General features: G+C 70.6%; 15 protein-coding genes. 11 read left to right on the forward strand and 4 right to left on the reverse strand.

Translation table 11 applies throughout. From position 1 onward, the window contains the following. A partial coding sequence (locus ABYX71_RS05120; protein ID WP_372695429.1) for a glucan biosynthesis protein occupies window positions 1–772 on the reverse strand: 772 nt, incomplete at its 3' end. Beyond that, on the reverse strand, window positions 766–2,352 hold the full coding sequence (locus ABYX71_RS05125; protein WP_372695430.1) for a glucan biosynthesis protein: 1,587 nt from the start codon (window positions 2,350–2,352) through the stop codon (window positions 766–768). The genes ABYX71_RS05120 and ABYX71_RS05125, both read right to left, overlap by 7 nt. Window positions 2,353–2,586: 234 nt before the next feature. Between ABYX71_RS05125 and ABYX71_RS05130 the strand changes: the two genes are divergently transcribed. After that, complete coding sequence (locus ABYX71_RS05130) at window positions 2,587–3,756, forward strand: PLP-dependent aspartate aminotransferase family protein (RefSeq protein WP_372695431.1); 1,170 nt, start codon at window positions 2,587–2,589, stop codon at window positions 3,754–3,756. 42 nt (window positions 3,757–3,798) lie between these two features. Here ABYX71_RS05130 and mutS read toward each other — a convergent pair whose 3' ends face one another. Then, window positions 3,799–6,381, reverse strand: coding sequence for a DNA mismatch repair protein MutS (gene mutS / locus ABYX71_RS05135; RefSeq protein ID WP_372695432.1), 2,583 nt, complete (start codon window positions 6,379–6,381; stop codon window positions 3,799–3,801). Between the two features lie 12 nt (window positions 6,382–6,393). Next, complete coding sequence (locus ABYX71_RS05140; RefSeq protein WP_372695433.1) at window positions 6,394–8,364, reverse strand: heme lyase CcmF/NrfE family subunit; 1,971 nt, start codon at window positions 8,362–8,364, stop codon at window positions 6,394–6,396. Between the two features lie 170 nt (window positions 8,365–8,534). Between ABYX71_RS05140 and ccmA the strand changes: the two genes are divergently transcribed. The 10 genes from ccmA to glnE all read left to right on the forward strand — a co-directional run. Next, on the forward strand, window positions 8,535–9,146 hold the full coding sequence (ccmA, locus tag ABYX71_RS05145; protein WP_372695434.1) for a cytochrome c biogenesis heme-transporting ATPase CcmA: 612 nt from the start codon (window positions 8,535–8,537) through the stop codon (window positions 9,144–9,146). Beyond that, window positions 9,143–9,802 carry a heme exporter protein CcmB gene (gene ccmB / locus ABYX71_RS05150; protein ID WP_372695435.1) on the forward strand — a complete coding sequence of 220 codons (660 nt, stop codon included), beginning with the start codon at window positions 9,143–9,145 and terminating at the stop codon, window positions 9,800–9,802. Before ccmA ends, ccmB begins: the two co-directional genes overlap by 4 nt. Before the next feature lie 6 nt (window positions 9,803–9,808). Continuing rightward, a complete protein-coding gene (locus ABYX71_RS05155) occupies window positions 9,809–10,546 on the forward strand; it encodes a heme ABC transporter permease (protein ID WP_372695436.1) in 738 nt (245 codons plus the stop codon). Next, window positions 10,543–10,692 (forward strand): heme exporter protein CcmD, encoded by a 150-nt coding sequence (ccmD, locus tag ABYX71_RS05160; protein WP_372695437.1) that lies wholly within the window; start codon window positions 10,543–10,545, stop codon window positions 10,690–10,692. The genes ABYX71_RS05155 and ccmD overlap by 4 nt, the downstream gene beginning before the upstream one ends. After that, entirely contained in the window at window positions 10,689–11,135 is a 447-nt protein-coding gene (ccmE, locus tag ABYX71_RS05165; RefSeq protein ID WP_372695438.1) for a cytochrome c maturation protein CcmE, read from the forward strand. Before ccmD ends, ccmE begins: the two co-directional genes overlap by 4 nt. Continuing rightward, window positions 11,132–12,163 (forward strand): agmatine/peptidylarginine deiminase, encoded by a 1,032-nt coding sequence (locus ABYX71_RS05170; RefSeq protein ID WP_372695439.1) that lies wholly within the window; start codon window positions 11,132–11,134, stop codon window positions 12,161–12,163. Before ccmE ends, ABYX71_RS05170 begins: the two co-directional genes overlap by 4 nt. Next, complete coding sequence (locus ABYX71_RS05175) at window positions 12,160–13,044, forward strand: carbon-nitrogen hydrolase (RefSeq protein WP_372695440.1); 885 nt, start codon at window positions 12,160–12,162, stop codon at window positions 13,042–13,044. The genes ABYX71_RS05170 and ABYX71_RS05175 overlap by 4 nt, the downstream gene beginning before the upstream one ends. Before the next feature lie 51 nt (window positions 13,045–13,095). Further along, entirely contained in the window at window positions 13,096–14,274 is a 1,179-nt protein-coding gene (locus tag ABYX71_RS05180) for an alanine--glyoxylate aminotransferase family protein (RefSeq protein ID WP_372695441.1), read from the forward strand. Window positions 14,275–14,371: 97 nt separating this feature from the next. After that, window positions 14,372–14,902 carry a glycine zipper 2TM domain-containing protein gene (locus ABYX71_RS05185; protein ID WP_372695442.1) on the forward strand — a complete coding sequence of 177 codons (531 nt, stop codon included), beginning with the start codon at window positions 14,372–14,374 and terminating at the stop codon, window positions 14,900–14,902. Between the two features lie 10 nt (window positions 14,903–14,912). After that, window positions 14,913–17,284 (forward strand): bifunctional [glutamate--ammonia ligase]-adenylyl-L-tyrosine phosphorylase/[glutamate--ammonia-ligase] adenylyltransferase (gene glnE / locus ABYX71_RS05190; protein WP_372695443.1); only part of this gene is annotated, 2,372 nt, incomplete at its 3' end.

Consider the following 17,284-nt stretch of genomic DNA (forward strand, 5'->3'; position numbering starts at 1 on the left):
CCTGCAGGGGCGACACCCGGCCGGGCCGGTGCTCGTCCTGCACGAAGCTGCCGACCAGCGGCGCCAGCAGCAGCGGGCCGATTCCCTCTCGCGGGTAAAGCGCCAGCTGTACCCGCGCCCGTGCGTCGCTGCCCGGCATCAGATCCATCTGCGCGGCGGCGACCAGCATCGCCGACTCGGCCAGTGCATACACGCGCAGCTGATGCGCGCCGGCCGCCGGTCGCACCAGCCAGTGGTCGGTGAACGGCACCGGATGCGCCACGCCGTTGTGGTCCAGGCTGGCCACCAGCCAGGCCGCGGCGCCGTACGGGCGGCCGGCACCGGTCAGCTGCCAGCGCTCGCCCCCGATGCGGGCGAACGGGCCATGTCCGGCGCCCGCCGCGCGCGGATAGAGCAGATCGAAACCACAGAACCCGCCGCCGCCCGCGTCGGGCGCCGCGGCGCCTGCCCACTCGAACTGGGTCGGCCGGTAGTCGAGTGGCCGGACGCCGTTCAGCTGAATGGAGTGCCAGCGCGTGGGCACGCACCCGCGGCGCGCCGGGCGTGGCAGCGGCACGAAGCGCGAGCCCATGGTCCACGGTGCATGCTGAGGCTTGATGTGCGCCGCCTGCCAGGCCGCGGGATCCAGGCCACCGCTGTCGGCCGGCGCCACGTAGGGCGCCAGCAGCCGTTCCTTGGCCAGGCGTTTGACCGACTCGAAGTCGAAGGGCGCGGCGACGGTAGGCGCCACCACCAGCGCCAGCGCTGCCAGGGGTCGGTAGCACCTCAGCATGTCGGCGCGGCGATGTACTGATACAGCCAGGTCTCGGTCAGGGTCCGGTCGTCGAGGCGCACGTAGCAGCGCAGCTCCACCGGGTCGTCGGCCCCCGCGTCGTCCACGTACAGGTCGAAGGCGGCGCGCCAGCGGTCGGTGCCGACCACCTTCAGCACATAGGCGTTGTCGATGCGCCCACGCGAGGTGCTGACCACCGGCTCGAGGTCGTAGCGTTGCTCGAGGTCGGCCAGCGGGCCACCGGCAAAGTCGATGACGAACTTGATGCCGGCCGGCAGTGCGGCCGCCTGCGAGGCGGCCAGCCCCGGGATGCCGTGGCGCCCTTTCCAGGTGTGGCGCACACGCGCTACGGCGGGCATGACCGGCTCGTCATTGCCCCAGTACAAACGGTAGTCGAAGGTCCAGGCAGACCCGGCGCGCACCGGCTCGCGTGGTGTCCAGTAGGCGACGATGTTGTCGTGGATTTCGTCGTCGGTGGGAATCTCCACCAGCTGCACGGCGCCCTCCCCCCACGCGCCGAGCGGCTCCACCCATACCGTGGGTCGACGGTCGTAGAAGGCGCCGTCGTCCTGGTAGTGCTCGAAGTTGCGGTCGCGCTGCGACAGACCGAAGCCGCGCGGGTTGACGTCGACGAAGGACGAGGTCTTGACCATCGGCGGCGCCTCCAGCACCCGCCACAGGCGCTCGCCGGCACCGGTCCACACCGCCAGTCCGTCCGAGTCGTGGATCTCGGGTCGCCAGTCGACCGCCCGCTGGCGGTTGTTTTCCGCGTACCAGAACATGCTGGTCAGCGGCGCCACGCCCAGGCGCTCGATGTCGCGCCGGATGAACAGCTCGGCATGCACCTCGGTCACCACCGGGTCGGCCCGCCGGCAGTCGAAGCGGTACACGCCGCTCAGGCTCGGCCCGTCCAGCAGCGCGTACACGGTGATGCGCTCGTCGTCCGGCTGCTCCAGGTAGAACGCCGTGAAGTCGGGAAACTCCTCCGGCTGCGGCAGGGCCGTGTTGACGGCGATGCCCCGCGCCGACAGGCCGTACTGCCCCTGCGGACCGCTGCTGCGGAAATAGGACGCGCCCTGGAATGCCAGCCAGTCGGTGTCGGCCGGCGCCGGGTCCATGACACGAAAGCCGGCAAAACCGCCATGGTGGGCCAGCTTTCGGGCCAGGCCGGGTGTGCCGTACGCGAACAGGTCGGTCGAGAACGGCACCTCGCGCGCCGTGCCGTCGTCCACCAGGTACACGCGCACCGGCTTTTGCGCAAACCGGTGCGGATGGAACAGCTGCACGCCGAGCGAAGCGGGCGCGTCTGCCCACAGCGTGTGTTCGGGCCGGAAACGGATCGTCTGGATGGTGTCGAAATCGATGCCGTGCAGCAGGTCTGCGTTGGCGATTGCCGGCGGCGCATAGGGCCGCCCGGCCAGGGCACGGGCCTGTTCGCGCAGGCGATCGAAACTGAAGCGGCGCCGGGGGCCCAGACGGCCTGCACCGAGCGCGGTTAACGGCAACAGCCCCGACACGGCCAGCATGCCGCCGGCGGCGAAGAGCCTGAGTACATCACGGCGTGTCGTGCGCGGCGGCATACGGCAGACGATCCCTCGCAGATGGTTGAACAAACGCCTCGCATCAGACCGCCCGACACCGGAGTCGGTTCGCCGGGGCCACAGCGCGGCGAAGTGTACTTGGCAGGGGCTGCCGTCATGCCTGTCGACATGCATATCCATATGCAAAAAGTTAGCCACCGGAAGCGGTCTGGAGGCGGGTTACCCCCTGCTAGAATTCCGGCGCCATCTAGCGTTCGTCGACATTTCATAATCATGAAGCGCCACATCCCCCTCGAGAGCCTGAAATTCGCCACCCGTTGCGTGCATGGGGGTGTCTACAAGGACCCGCTGTACAACTCGGTGGTGACGCCGCTGTATCCGTCGTCGACGTTCTACTTCGAGGGGCCGCGCCAGACCTCGGGCTACGACTACACGCGCACCAAGAACCCCACCCGCGACGCGCTGGAAGAGAACCTCGCCAGCCTGGAAGGCGGCGCCGGCGCCACGGCCGTCGCCACCGGCATGGCCGCCATCACCACGGCGCTGCACCTGCTGCCGCCCGGGGCACACGTGATCGCCGGCAACGACATCTACGGCGGCACCTATCGCTTGTTCGCCAACGTGCTGCCGGCGCGTGGGCTGCGTTTCTCGCTGGTGGACATGGGCGACCTGAACGCCGTGGCCGCGGCCTTCGAGCCGGACACGGCGCTGGTGTGGATCGAGACGCCCAGCAATCCGCTGCTGCGCCTGACCGACATCGCGGCCGTGAGTGCACTGGCGCGGGAGCACGGCGCGCTGATCTGCGCCGACAACACGTTTCTGAGCCCCTACCTGCAGCGCCCGCTGGCGCTCGGTGCGGACCTGGTGGTGCACTCCACCACCAAGTACCTGAACGGCCACAGTGACGTGGTCGGCGGCGCCATCGTCGCCGGCACGCCCGAGCTGGCCGAAAAGGTCGCCGCCACCGCCAACGCGCTTGGCACCACCAGTTCGCCCTACGATGCCTGGCTGGTGCTGCGCGGTGTGAAGACGCTGCCGCTGCGCATGCAGGCCCACGAGCGCAACGCCCAGGCGCTGGCGCAGTTCCTGCTGGAGCACCCCAAGGTGTCGCGCGTGCACTACCCCGGCCTGCCGGACCACCCGGGCCACGCCCTGGCCAGGCGTCAGCAGGACGGTTTCGGCGCCATGCTCAGCTTCGACCTCGAAGGCGGCGAGGCGGCCGTGTTCCGGCTGGTCGAGCGACTCAAGCTTTACGCCTTCGCCGAATCGCTCGGCGGCGTGGAAAGCCTGATCGAGCACCCGGCCAGCATGAGCCACGCCGCCATGACGCCGCAGGCCCAGGCCCAGGCCGGCATCGGACCGGGTCTGGTGCGGGTGTCGGTGGGCATCGAGGATGCGGACGACCTGATCGCCGACCTGGCCGCGGGGCTCGCCAACGCCTAGGGCCACCCGGCGCCCGCCCGTGGGCTGCGCGGGCGCGTCCGCCTAGCGGTCGACTGCCCTGGCCGGGGACTTGTCCAGCAGGTCGCGCAGTTCGTAGAGCAGATCCAGCGCCGCGCGTGGCGCCAGGCCATCGGGGTCGATCAGCGCCAGCCGGTCGAGCACCGCCTGGTCCGGGTGCGCCTCGAACAGGCCCAGTTGCTGTTGCCGCGGTGCCGGCTCGGCGGCCGGCAGGCCCTCCCCGAGCTGCGACAGGCGTGTGTTGGCCAGCTCCAGCACCTCCGGCGGCACCCCGGCCAGCGCGGCCACCTGCAGGCCGTAGCTGCGCCGGGCCGGTCCGGGCTGCACCCGATGCAGAAACACGATGCCGCCGGCGTGTTCGGCGGCGTCGAGGTGCACGTTGCGAACGCCATCGAGCTCCTGCGCCAGCGCGGTCAGCTCGAAATAGTGCGTCGCGAACAGCGTGAAGGCCCGCACCCGCTGCGCCAGATGCACCAGGCAGGCCCAGGCCAGCGCCAGGCCGTCGTAGGTACTGGTGCCCCGGCCGACCTCGTCCAGCAACACCAGGCTGTGGGCGGTGGCGTTGTGCAGGATATTGGCGGTCTCGGTCATTTCCACCATGAAGGTGGAGCGTCCGCCGGCCACGTCGTCGGCAGCGCCGATGCGGGTGAAGATGCGGTCGACCGGCCCCAGGCGCGCGCTGCGTGCCGGCACGTAGCTGCCGGCGTGCGCCAGCAGCACGATCAGCGCCACCTGGCGCATGTAGGTGGACTTGCCGCCCATGTTCGGGCCGGTGACCAGCAGGATGCGCTGCGCGTCGTCCAGCGCCAGGTCGTTGTCGACGAACGGACCGTCGGTCAGGCGCTCGACCACCGGGTGCCGGCCGCCGTCGATGGCAATGCCTGGCGCCTCCTCCAGCTGCGGCTCGACATAGCCGAAGCACTGCGCCCGCTCGGCCAGGTTGGCCAGCGCGTCCAGCTGCGCCAGCGCGGCGGCCGCCGTCTGCAGCGGCGCCAGCTGCGCCAGCACGGTATCCAGCAGCTGCTCGAACAGTTCGCGCTCGCGTGCCAGGGCCCGTTCGCGGGCACCCAGCGCCTTGTCCTCGAACGCCTTCAGTTCCGGTGTCAGGTAGCGCTCGGTGTTCTTGAGCGTCTGCCGGCGTGTGTAGTCGGCCGGCAGCTCCTGTGCCTGGGCACGGCTGATCTCGATGTAGTAGCCGTGCACCCGGTTGTAGCTGACCTTCAGGTTGGCGATACCGGTACGCGTGCGCTCGCGCTGCTCCAGCTCCAGCAGGTAGCTGCCGGCATCACGGCCGATGGCGCGCAGTTCGTCGAGGTCGGCATCGAAGCCGGTCGCGATGACGCCGCCGTCGCGCAGCAACGCCGGCGGCTGTGCCTCCAGCGCAGCGTCGAGCACGTCCCGCAGTGCGGCGAAGTCCGGCAGATCGGCTCGCAGCGCGGCGAGCCGGGGTGCCTCGAAGCCGGCCAGCGCCTGCGTCAGCGCCGGCAACAGCGCCAGGCTGTCGCGCAGCGCGGCCAGGTCGCGCGGACGCGCCGTGCGCAGCGCCACACGCCCGAGCACGCGCTCGACGTCCCCTACCCCGCCCAGGCGCTCCTGCACGGTCGCGTAGCCGCCGTTGTCGAGCAAGGCGGCAATCGCACCGTAGCGCGCGCGCAGTTCGGCCCGGTCGCGCACCGGCCCCTGCAGCCAGCGGCGCAGCAGGCGACTGCCCATGGCACCGACGCAGCCGTCGAGCACGCCGACCAGGGTGGCCCGCTCGTCGCCGCTCAGGCTGTGGTCGATCTCGAGATTGCGCCGCGTGGCCGGGTCCAGCATCAGCACGTCGCCAGGCGCCTCCACGCGCAGGCCGCGCAGATGCGGCAATGCGGCCAGCTGCGTTTCCTGTGCGTACTGCAAAAGCGCGCCGGCGGCGCCGATGGCCAGCGGCAGGTCGGCGCAGCCGAACCCGGCCAGGTCGCGCACCGCGAACTGTTCACACAACAGCCGCTGGGCGCTGTGGGCCTCGAAGTGCCAGGGTGGACGGTAGGTCACGCTCCACGGACCGTCCGGCGCGTTGCCGTGTTCCTGATCCGGCAGCAGCAGTTCGGCCGGCGCCAGGCGCGCCAGTTCGGCCGACAGGGCCGGCATGTCCTGCACTTCGCCGACGGTGAAGCGGCCGCTGGCCAGTTCCAGCACCGCCAGGCCGATGCCGCGGCCCTGCGGCAGCACGGCGGCGATCAGGTTCTCGCGACGCTGTTCGAGCAGCGCGTCGTCGGTCAGCGTCCCCGGCGTGACCACGCGCGTGAGCTCGCGCCGCATCGGTCCACGGCCGGTGGGCGTGCCGATCTGCTCGCAGATGGCCACCGTGCGCCCCCGGCGCACCAGACGGGCGAGGTAGGTTTCCAGCGCATGGGCCGGCACGCCCGCCATGGGGATTTTCTGTCCGCCCGACTCGCCCCGGCTGGTCAGGGTGATGTCGAGCAGGCGCGCCGCGTCGACCGCGTCGTCGAAGAACAGCTCGTAGAAGTCGCCCATGCGGTACAGCAGCAGCGCCTGCGGCTGCTGGGCCTTCAGCTGCAGATAGTGCTGCATGACCGGCGTGTGGCCGGCGGCGGGAGATCGAGCCATGGAAAGATCAGATCAGGCGGCAGACGAACCGTCGCGCCGCGCCGGGCGCTCGCTCAGGCACAGCAGCACACCCAGGCCGATCAGCGCCCCGCCGGCCCAGATCCATTGCACCAGCGGATTGACGTAGAACGAGATGGTGTGCCGGCCATCACGCGATTCGGTCAGCACGACGTAGACGTCGCGCAGCGGCGTCGAGTGGATGCCCGACTCGGTGGTCGGCATGCGGCTGGCGTGGTAGCTGCGTCGCTCCGACTTCAGCGCAATGGCGCCGTCCAACAGGAAGCTCGCACGTTCGGCATCGTAGTTCGGGCCGGTGGCAGGGCCGACCCCCACCAGCTGCAAGCGGTGACCGGCCAGGGTTGCCGTGTCGCCGGGAGCCATCGTGACCAGCGTGTGGTCGCGGAACAGGCCGGCGGCGGCAAGGCCGATGGTCGCCACCGCCACCCCCAGGTGGGCCACCAGCGCCCCGTAGTGGCGGCGCGCGCGCCAGGCGTTGAGTGGGAGTGCCAGTGCCAGCGGCCGGCGCTCGGCGCCGGCCAGCGCGCGCCCGCCGCGCCACAGATCGGCCCATACGGTGCCCATGGTCAGCACCGCGCAGGCGACCGACAGCGCCGCCAGCACGCTCACCGGCCGCGCCAGCGCCAGCGTCAGCGCACCGGCCACGGCACCGGCCAGCAGCGACCACCTGAGCCGCCGCCACAGCGCCGCCGGCTGCGCCTGGCGCCAGGGCAGGCTTGGCGTGATGCCCATCAGCAACACCAGCAGCAGCATCTGCGGCACCACCACCGCGTTGAAGTACGGCGCCGCGACGGTGATCTTCTGTTCGATGGTCACATCCAGGAACAACGGGTACAGCGTGCCCAGGAACACGCAGGCACCGGCCACCGTGAACAGCACGTTATTGACCAGCAGCAGGGTCTCGCGCGACAGCCAGCCGGTCGGTCGCGGGCTCGCCTGCATGTCGCCGCCGCGCCACAGGAACACACCGAAGGCGCTGCCCACCACCAGGGCCAGGAACACCAGAATGTAGGCGCCACGCCCCGGGTCGACGGCAAACGCATGCACCGACGACAACACGCCCGAACGCACCAGGAACGTGCCCAGCAGCGACAGCGAGAAGGTGAGGATGGCCAGGAACAGGTTCCAGCTGGCCAGCAGGCGCCGCTGCTGCTGCACCATCAGCGAGTGCACCAGCGCCGCGCCGGTCAGCCACGGCATGAACGACGCGTTCTCCACCGGATCCCAGGCCCAGTAGCCGCCCCAGCCGAGCTCGTAGTAGGCCCAGGCGCCGCCGAGCAGGATGCCCAGCGTAAGAAAGCCGAACGCCGCCAGTGCCCAGCGGCGCACCAGCGGCAACCAGTCCTCGGCCGGCCAGCGCGTCAGCAGCGCGGTCAGCACCAGCGCGAACGGAACGGAGAAACCCACATAGCCCATGTACAGCATGGGCGGGTGGATGGCCATGCCCGGATCCTGCAGCAGCGGGTTCAGGTCACGTCCGTCGACCGGCACCGGCAGCAGCCGCGTGAATGGATTCGACAGGAGCAGGATCAGTCCCAGAAAGCCGACACACAGCGCCCCCTGGACCGCCAGGGCCAGTGGCAGCCGGTCGGCGAAGTGCCGGCGTCCGTGCCAGGCCAGCCCGGCGGTCCAGCCGGCCAGAATCACGTACCACAGGTACAGCGAGCCCTCGTGCCCACCCCACACGGCGCTGATCTTGTAGATGAGCGGCAGCGCGCTGTTGCTGTTCTGTGCGACGTACCAGACCGAGAAATTGTCGGTCACGAAGGCATGCGTCAGCGCGGCCCAGCCGAACAGGGCCAGCACCAGCTGCAGCCAGGTGGCGCGCACCGCCACGGTAGCCAGTTCCGGGCGTTCGGTGGCGCGGGCCAGCAGCGGCGACAGTGCCTGCAGTATCGCCACCAGCAACGCCGCGACCACGGCCAGGTGTCCGAACTCGATGAGGTTTTGGCTGGATGTAATCAAGACCTGTCCCGGTGTGGCGGTGTCGATGTGACAGACAATGCGACAATGCGCAGCGTGCCGTGGCATGCCGCGTTGCGCGGACTCGAAGCGATCGGGGGTGGCAGTGTAATGCCGGCGCCGATCACCGACCAACGGCGCTTGATCTGACAACCCCCTGTCCCCGACGCTGCATGCTCGAACTGCGCGACCTGGCCGCGGTGCGGTCCAACACGGTGCTCTTCCGGCGCCTGAACCTGCTGCTGCATGCCGGCGAGGCATTGCGCGTGGCCGGCCCCAATGGCGCCGGCAAGACCACGCTGCTGCGCATCATCTGCGGCCTGACCGAGCCGGTGCGCGGCGCCGTACTGTGGGACGGCACCCCCATCGGCACGCTGGGCGACCAGTATCACGACGCGCTCAGCTTTGTCGGCCACCAGGAAGGCCACTTCGGTGACCTGACCGCCGCCGAGAACCTGCGCCTGGGTGGCCCACCGGTGCGGGCCGCGGCGGTGACGGCAGCCCTCGACCAGGTAGGCCTCGGCGCGCTGGCCGGGCAGCCTGCGCGCCTGCTGTCGCAGGGCCAGCGCCGACGCCTGGGGCTGGGACGGCTGCTGCTGCGCGGCGCGCCGCTGTGGGTGCTGGATGAACCGCTGACCGGTCTCGATCGCCAGGGCGTGGCGCTCACCGCCCATCTGCTGGCGGAACACCTGGCCGCCGGCGGGCTGGCAGTGCTGACCACGCACCAGGACCTGCCGGGTCTCGGCGGCGTTCTGCGCGAACTCGACCTCGGCACGCCGGCATGATCGTGCAGGTGTTCCGCCGCGAACTGCTGCTTGCCTGGCGCCGGCCGGGCGACACGCTGCTGCCGCTGGCCTTTTTCGTCATCGTCGGCAGCCTGTTCCCGCTCGGGGTGGGCGCCGAACCGGCGCTGCTGCACGCCATCGGCCCCGGCGTGGTGTGGATCGCCGCCGTGCTGGCCACCCTGCTCGGGCTGCCGCGGCTGTTCGCCGCCGACCAGCACAGCGGAGCACTTGAACAGCTGCTCCTGAGCCCCACTCCGCTGGCGCTGCTGGTCGGCGCCAAGATCACCGCCCAGTGGCTGACCTGCGGCCTGCCACTGGCGCTGGCGGCGCCCGTCCTGGCCCTGGCCTTCGGGTTAAACTTCGCCGACCTTGCCGTGCTGTTGGCCGGACTGCTGCTGGGCACACCGCTGCTGTACCTGCTCGGTGCCATCAGCGCCGCGCTGACGCTGGGGTTGCGTGGCGGCGGTGCGCTGCTGGGGCTGTTGGTGCTGCCGCTGTACGTGCCGGTGCTGATTTTCGGTGCCGGTGCGGTGCAGGCGGCAGCGCAGGGCTTCGGCGCCGGCGCCAATCTGTCGCTGTTGGCGGCCATGCTGGTGCTGGCCACCGTGTTCGCCCCTTGGGCCGCAGCCGCCGCGCTGCGCATTTCACTGGACTGACCGCCCATGTTCGGCCCCACCCTGGACCGCTACGCCGCGCCAAAATTCTTCTACCCGCTGGCCGGGCGCCTGGTGCCCTGGCTGGGCACGCTGGCGGCCGCCCTGCTGCTGCTGGGCGCCACCTGGGGCCTGGTGCTGGCACCGGCCGACTACCAGCAGGGCGACAGCTATCGGATCATCTTCATACACGTACCGGCGGCCTGGCTGTCCATGCTCACCTACATGGTGATGGCCGGCGGCGCCTTCGTGTTTCTGGTCTGGCGCATGAAGCTGGCCGACATGCTGGCCAAGTGCTGTGCACCGCTGGGCGCCGCCTTCACCGCGCTGACGCTGGTCACCGGCTCGCTGTGGGGCAAGCCCATGTGGGGCACCTGGTGGGCCTGGGACGCGCGGCTGACCTCCGAGCTGGTGCTTTTGTTCCTGTACCTGGGCGTGATCGCGCTGCGCGGTGCCATCGAAGAGCCGCAGCGTGCCGGCCGCGCCACCGCGCTGCTGACCCTGGTCGGCGTGGTCAACATCCCGATCATCCATTTCTCCGTCGACTGGTGGAATACGCTGCACCAGCCGGCGTCGCTGACGCGCCTGGACGGACCGGCCATCCATCCGGCCATGCTGACGCCGCTGCTGCTGATGATCGCCGGCTTCACGGTGTATTTCGTCGCCGTGCTGCTGCAGCGGATGCGCTGCGAAATCCTCGAACGCGAACGCGACGCCCGCTGGCTGGTCGAACTGGACGCACCATGACCGAATTTCTTGCCATGGGCGGTTACGGCGCCTACGTATGGCCGTGTTATGCCCTGGCGGTGCTGGTGCTGGGGCTGAACGCCTGGCTGCCGTGGCGCCGTCACCGCCGACTCGACCGTCAACGCCACACCCGCCCAGTCGAATGAAAACCCGTCACAAACGCCTGCTTTTCGTCTCGCTGTCAGTGAGCGCCCTGGTGGTCGCCGTCCTGTTGGTGATGAACGCCTTTCGCGACAACCTGGTGTTCTTTTTCAGCCCCAGCGAGGTGGCGGCCGGCAAGGCACCGACCGGCGGCACCTTTCGCGTCGGCGGGCTGGTGGGCATGGGGTCGGTGGACAAGGGGCCCGGGCCGCTGGACCTGCGCTTCACGGTCACCGACACCCAGCACGACATCCGTGTCCACTATTCGGGACCGCTGCCGGACCTGTTCCGCGAGGGCCAGGGCGTGGTTGCCGAGGGCCGGCTGAATGCCGACGGCCAGTTCGAGGCGGCCAAGGTACTGGCCAAGCACGATGAGAACTACATGCCACCCGAGGTGGCACAGGCGCTCGAGAAAGCCGGTGCCAGCCATCCAGGAGCAACGCCGTGACCGGTGGCTGGCTGCCGCCGGAGTGGGCACCGCAGGCGGCCGTGCTGCTGACCTGGCCGCACACCCATGGCGACTGGGCGGATACCCTGCATCAGACCGAGAGCGAGTTCGTCGCCTTCGCGGCCGCCATCGCCGCGCGCGAACCGCTGATCGTCGCCTGCCACGACGCCGAGCACCGCAGCCACGTTGCGTCCTGCCTGCGCGGGGCGGGGGTGCCGCCGGCCCGCGTGACGCTGGCGATCGCCCCGTCCGACGACGTCTGGGTGCGTGACCATGGCCCGCTCACCGTGATGCGGGACGGTCGGCCGGTGGCACTGGATTTCCGTTTCAACGGCTGGGGCGGCAAGTACCGCAGCGAACTCGACGATGCCGTCACCGCGACGCTGGCCGCCCAGGGCGCGCTCGGCGGCCTGACCCTGGAGGCCCTGCCGTGGGTGCTCGAGGGCGGCAACATCGAGGTGGACGGCGAAGGCACCCTGCTGGTCACCCGCCCCTGCCTGATGAGCGCCACGCGCAACGAGCCTGCCGCCGCCGAGGCCATGCTGGCGGCGTTGCCGACCCTGTTCGGCGTCGACCGCGTGCTGTGGGTGGACCGTGGCGACGTGCTCGGCGACGACACCGACGGCCATATCGACACCCTGGCGCGCTTTTGCGACCCGCACACGCTGGCCTTCACCTGCGCCGATCCGGCCGATCGCGAGCAACACGCCGCGCTCGACGGCCTGCAGGGCCAGCTCGCGGCCCTGCGCCGCAGCGACGGCGCGCCCTACCGACTGGTGCCCCTGCCGGTACCGGCACCGATCCACGACGCGGACGGGCGCCGCCTGCCGGCCAACTATGCCAATTTCCTGATCGTCAACGGCGCCGTCCTGGTACCGGTGTACGACGACCCCAATGACCGCGTGGCGCTGGATCGCCTGGCCGGCTGTTTCCCCGGACGCGACATCGTGGCCGTGCCGGCGCGCGCCATCGTCGGCCAGAACGGCAGCCTGCACTGCGCCAGCATGCAGATTCCGGCCGCACCATGAGCCCCCTGACCGTCGCCTGCGTGCAGCACGCCTGCACCGATGACCCCTCCGTCAACCTGGCCGCCAGCGCCGCCGGCATCCGTGCCGCTGCCGCGCGGGGTGCCGGCCTGGTGCTGCTGCAGGAACTGCACCGCACGCCCTATTTCTGCCAGGTGGAAGACCCCGCCCTGTGCGACCTGGCCGAGCCCCTGCCCGGCCCGACCAGCACGTTTCTGGGTGATCTGGCGCGCGAACTGGGCGTGGTCATCGTCGGCTCGGTGTTCGAGCGCCGGCTGGCCGGCGTGTACCACAACACCGCCGTGGTGCTGGAACGCGACGGCACGCTGGCCGGCGTCTACCGCAAGATGCACATTCCGGACGACCCGGGGTACCTGGAGAAGTTCTACTTCACCCCCGGCGACGGCCCGTTCGCGCCGATCGAAACCTCCGTCGGGCGGCTCGGTGTCCTGGTGTGCTGGGACCAGTGGTATCCGGAAGCCGCGCGGCTGATGGCACTGGCCGGGGCCGAACTGCTGCTGTACCCGACCGCCATCGGCTGGGATCCGGACGACACGCAGGACGAGCAATCGCGTCAGCGTGACGCCTGGCTGACCGTTCAGCGGGCGCATGCCATCGCCAACGGCCTGCCGGTGCTGGCCGCCAACCGTGTCGGACTCGAACGAATGACCGGCGGCCCGTCCGGCGGCAGTCTTTTCTGGGGCAGCAGCTTCATCGCCGGCCCGCAGGGCGAATACCTGGCCCAGGCGCCGTGCGATGCCCCGACGGTGATCTGCGCCGACATCGACCGCGCCCACAACGAGCGGGTACGCCGCATCTGGCCGTTCCTGCGTGACCGACGCATCGACGCCTACGACGACCTGACCCGCCGCGTGCGGGATTGAGTCTGCGCGGGACTGCTTGTCGGGGTTCTTGCCGCTAACCAGGAGCCGTTCATGCCCAGTTTCCACCCGCCGCTGCGTACCCTCATGGGCCCGGGCCCGTCCGATGTGCACCCGCGCGTGCTGGCGGCCATGGCACAGCCAACCATCGGGCACCTCGACCCCGCCTTCGTCGATCTGATGGACGACATCAAGGCCCTGCTGCGTCGCACCTTCAGAACCGACAACGACATCACGTTCCCCATCTCCGCCCCCGGCTCGGTGGGCATGGAGGCCTGCTTCGTCAATCTGGTGGAACCGGGCGACACGGTCATCGTGTGCCGCAACGGCGTGTTCGGCGGACGCATGAAGGAAAACGTCGAGCGCGCCGGCGGCACGGCCGTCATCGTCGACGATCCGTGGACCCGCGCCGTCGATCCGCAGCGCCTGGAGGACGCCCTGAAGGCCCATCCGCAGGCCCGACTGGTGGCATTCGTCATGGCAGAGACCTCCACCGGCGCCCTGTCGGACGCACGCACCCTGGTCGACATCGCCCATCGCCACGATGCGCTGGCCATCGTGGACGCGGTCACGGCATTGGGCGGCGTGGAACTCGACGTCGACGGCTGGGGTATCGACGCCATCTACAGCGGCAGCCAGAAATGCCTGTCGTGTCCGCCGGGCCTGTCGCCGGTGAGCTTCAGCGAGCGCGCCCTCGCCCGCGTCCGCGCCCGCACCACGCCGGTGCAAAGCTGGTTCCTGGATCTGAACCTGGTGCTTGGCTACTGGTCCGGCGCCGGGCGGCGCAGCTATCACCACACGGCGCCGGTCAACGCCCTGTACGGCCTGCACGAAGCGCTGGTGATGCTGCACGAGGAAGGCCTGGAGGCGGCCTGGGCACGGCACGCCCTGCACCACCGGGCACTGCGTGCGGGCCTGCCGGCACTCGGCCTCGAACTGCTCGGCGCCGATGGCGAGCGGCTGCCGCAGCTGAATGTGGTCGGCATCCCGTCCGGGGTGGACGATGCCCGTGTGCGCCAGACGCTGCTGGCCACGCACGGCGTCGAGATCGGCGCCGGCCTGGGCGAGTTTGCCGGCAAGGCCTGGCGCATCGGCCTGATGGGCCAGTCGGCCAGCCAGCGGCACGTCCTGACCTGCCTGTCGGCACTGGGCAGTGCCCTCGCCGCCCAGGGGCGCGAGGTCGACACCGGTGCCGCACTGGCAGCTGCGGGCCGGGTTTATGCCGCTGCCTGACCGGCCGTCCCTGCGACGGCCTCTTAACTCGGCCACACTAAGGCGGGCGGCCGGGGTGGCCGCCCGAAGCGAACCTGGCTCACTGCGGAGGTGCAGCATGAAGACAACCCGACTGGCCGTTCTGGCGTTTGCCCTGCCCCTGGTGCTCGGTGCCTGTCGCGAGGAATCCGCCACTCCCGAGGTGGATGAGGCCGCCGCGGCCAGCGCGCCCGCGACGGCGCCCGAACCCACCCCGAAACCCGCGCCGGCGCCCCGTGCCGCGGCCCCGGTTGCCGCGCCGACGCCACCGCCGGTGTGCGAGAACTGCGGCACCGTGAGCAGCGTTGTCAGCCATCAGGCCAAGGGTGAAGGCAGTGGCGTCGGCGCCGCGGTCGGGGCCGTCGCCGGTGGCCTGCTGGGCAACCAGATCGGCGGCGGCAGCGGCAAGAAGATCGCCACCGTCGCCGGCGCCGTGGGCGGTGGCCTGGCGGGCCACGAGATCGAAAAGCGCCGCAACACCAGCACCTACTGGGAGGTGACCGTGCAGATGGACAACGGCACCACCCGCACCGTCCAGTATCCGCAGGCACCCGGTGTGACCGTCGGTCAGAAGGTGAAGGTCATCGACGGCCAGCTGGTCCTGATGTAGGGCCGTGTCCATGCCGGAGCTGCCCGACCTGAGCGTCCTGCCGTCCGAGCTGAAGGACGACGCCGGCCAGCGGCTGGACGCCCTGCGCCGGTTGCCCGGGCTGGCCGAGCGCATCGGCCACGGTGGCTGGTGGTCGGCGGCACCCGGGGTGCTGGCGGTCAGCCGTTTCGCTGCCGAGCTGTGCCAGACACAGCCGCAGCTGCTGGTTGAACTGATCGACAGCGGCCGCCTGGAAGCCGCCGAGGATGAGGCCGCCCTCCGGACGTTGCTGGCCGGCGCACTGGAAGGCTGTGACGACGAGGCCGACCTGCGCCGGCGCCTGCGCCGGCTGCGCCAGCGCGAAATGCTGCGCATCGCCTGGCGCGACCTGGCCGGCTGGGCCGATCTCGACGAGACCTTGGGCGCGCTGTCCGGTCTGGCCGATGGCTGCCTCGACGGCGCGCTGCGCCATCTGCACGCCTGGCAGGCGCAGCAGCTGGGCGATCCATGTGACGCCGACGGCCAGCCGGTGCGGCTGGTGGTGTTGGGCATGGGCAAGCTCGGTGGCGGCGAGCTCAATTTCTCGTCCGACATCGACCTCATGTTCGCCTTCGAGCACGCCGGCACCTGCAACGGGCCGCGGGGCCTGAGCAACGAAGAGTTTTTCGTGCGCCTGGCGCGGCGGCTGATCGGTGTGCTGGATGACATCGAGGCCGGCGGGCGGGTGTTTCGGGTCGACATGCGCCTGCGCCCGTTCGGCAGCAGCGGGCCGCTGGTGGTGTCCTTCGATGCCATGGAGGACTACTACCAGAGCCACGGCCGCGACTGGGAGCGCTACGCGCTGATCAAGGCACGCCCGGCCGCCGGCGACATCGACGCCGGTGATCGGCTGCTCGAGCGCCTGCGTCCGTTCGTGTTCCGGCGCTATCTCGACTTCGGCGCCATCGAGGCGCTGCGCAACATGAAGGCGCTGATCGTCGAACAGGTCCGCCGCGAGGGTCTCGACGATCACGTCAAGCTGGGTGCCGGCGGTATCCGCGAAGTGGAATTCATCGGTCAGGTGCACCAGCTGATCCGCGGCGGACGCGAGCCGGACCTGCGCTGCCGCGGACTGCGCCCGTTGCTGCGGCTGCTCGGCGAGCGCGGGTACCTGCCGCAGGCGGCGGTCGACGAACTGCTGGCAGGCTACGCGTTTCTGCGGCGCTTCGAGAACCGCCTGCAGATGCTGCAGGACCGTCAGACGCACCAGATTCCCGCCGACCCGCAGGATCAGACGCGCATGGCGCTGGCCATGGGACACGCCGATTGGACCGCCTGCAGCCAGGATCTGGCCCAATGGCGGGCCCGCATGCATGCCCATTTCAGCGAGTTGCTCGGCGCCCCGGACACCGCCGCCCCCGACCATCCGCTGTGGCCCGACCGCCTGGAACAGACCGGCGCGGCGGAGGAGCTGCGTGCCCTGGGCCTCGACGACCCCGAGCAGGCACTGGCGCATCTTCGTGCGTTGCGCGACGGCCGCGCCTGCCGCGTGGCCTCGGCCACGGCGCGCCAGCGCCTGACCGCCTTGTTACCGGGCCTGCTGCGGGCGGCGGCGGCCACCGACCGGCCGGCGCTGACCGTGGGACGTCTGTGCACCTTGCTCGACGCGGTGGCGACCCGCTCGGTTTACCTCGCCATGCTGCTGGAACATCCGCCGGCGCAGGAGCATCTGGCACGACTGATGGCCGCCAGCGCCTGGGTTGCCGACTGGATCACCCGTCACCCGGTGGTCCTGGACGAGTTGCTCGATTCGCGCGCGCTGTACCGTCCGCTCGACACGGTGCAGATCGAGCGCGAACTCGATCGCGCGCTGGCCGGGGGGGACCCCGATGACCTCGAAACCGCCATGAACGTGCTGCGCGATCATCGCTACGCGGCGGCGCTGCACGTGGCGGCGGCCGAGATCGGCGACCTGCTGCAGCCGCCCCAGGCACCGAAGGCCCTGACCGCGTTGGCCGAGGCCCTGCTGCGCCGGGCGCTGACCCTGGCCATGGCACCGCTGGAACGGCGCCACGGCCTGCCCCGTCAGGCGGGCGCGGGTGCGCAGGAAGCGCCACTGCTGGTACTCGGCTACGGTCGCCTGGGCAGCGGCGAACTCAACTACGAGTCCGATCTGGACCTGGTGTTCCTGCACGACGGCAGCGGCGGCGAGACCGACGGCCCGGCCCCCCTGGCCAACGAAACGTGGTTTGCCCGCGTGGTACAGCGGCTGACGCACGTGCTGACCACCCTCACCCCCGCCGGGCGGCTGTATGAGATCGATGTGCGCCTGCGGCCGTCCGGCAATGCGGGGCCCCTGGTGACCAGCCTGTCGGGCTTTGAGACCTACCAGCGCGAGGAGGCCTGGACCTGGGAGCACCAGGC

The organism is Immundisolibacter sp. (assembly GCF_041625615.1).
Classification (GTDB): Bacteria; Pseudomonadota; Gammaproteobacteria; order Immundisolibacterales; family Immundisolibacteraceae; genus Immundisolibacter.

Excerpts from the sequence above, each read along its gene's own strand:
- ABYX71_RS05125 (WP_372695430.1), bottom strand. The coding sequence starts at position 2,352 with ATGCCGCCGCGCACGACACGCCGTGATGTACTCAGGCTCTTCGCCGCC.
- ABYX71_RS05130 (WP_372695431.1), top strand. The coding sequence starts at position 2,587 with ATGAAGCGCCACATCCCCCTCGAGAGCCTGAAATTCGCCACCCGTTGC.
- mutS (WP_372695432.1), bottom strand. The coding sequence starts at position 6,381 with ATGGCTCGATCTCCCGCCGCCGGCCACACGCCGGTCATGCAGCACTAT.
- ccmA (WP_372695434.1), top strand. The coding sequence starts at position 8,535 with ATGCTCGAACTGCGCGACCTGGCCGCGGTGCGGTCCAACACGGTGCTC.
- ccmB (WP_372695435.1), top strand. The coding sequence starts at position 9,143 with ATGATCGTGCAGGTGTTCCGCCGCGAACTGCTGCTTGCCTGGCGCCGG.
- ABYX71_RS05155 (WP_372695436.1), top strand. The coding sequence starts at position 9,809 with ATGTTCGGCCCCACCCTGGACCGCTACGCCGCGCCAAAATTCTTCTAC.
- ccmD (WP_372695437.1), top strand. The coding sequence starts at position 10,543 with ATGACCGAATTTCTTGCCATGGGCGGTTACGGCGCCTACGTATGGCCG.
- ccmE (WP_372695438.1), top strand. The coding sequence starts at position 10,689 with ATGAAAACCCGTCACAAACGCCTGCTTTTCGTCTCGCTGTCAGTGAGC.
- ABYX71_RS05175 (WP_372695440.1), top strand. The coding sequence starts at position 12,160 with ATGAGCCCCCTGACCGTCGCCTGCGTGCAGCACGCCTGCACCGATGAC.
- ABYX71_RS05180 (WP_372695441.1), top strand. The coding sequence starts at position 13,096 with ATGCCCAGTTTCCACCCGCCGCTGCGTACCCTCATGGGCCCGGGCCCG.
- ABYX71_RS05185 (WP_372695442.1), top strand. The coding sequence starts at position 14,372 with ATGAAGACAACCCGACTGGCCGTTCTGGCGTTTGCCCTGCCCCTGGTG.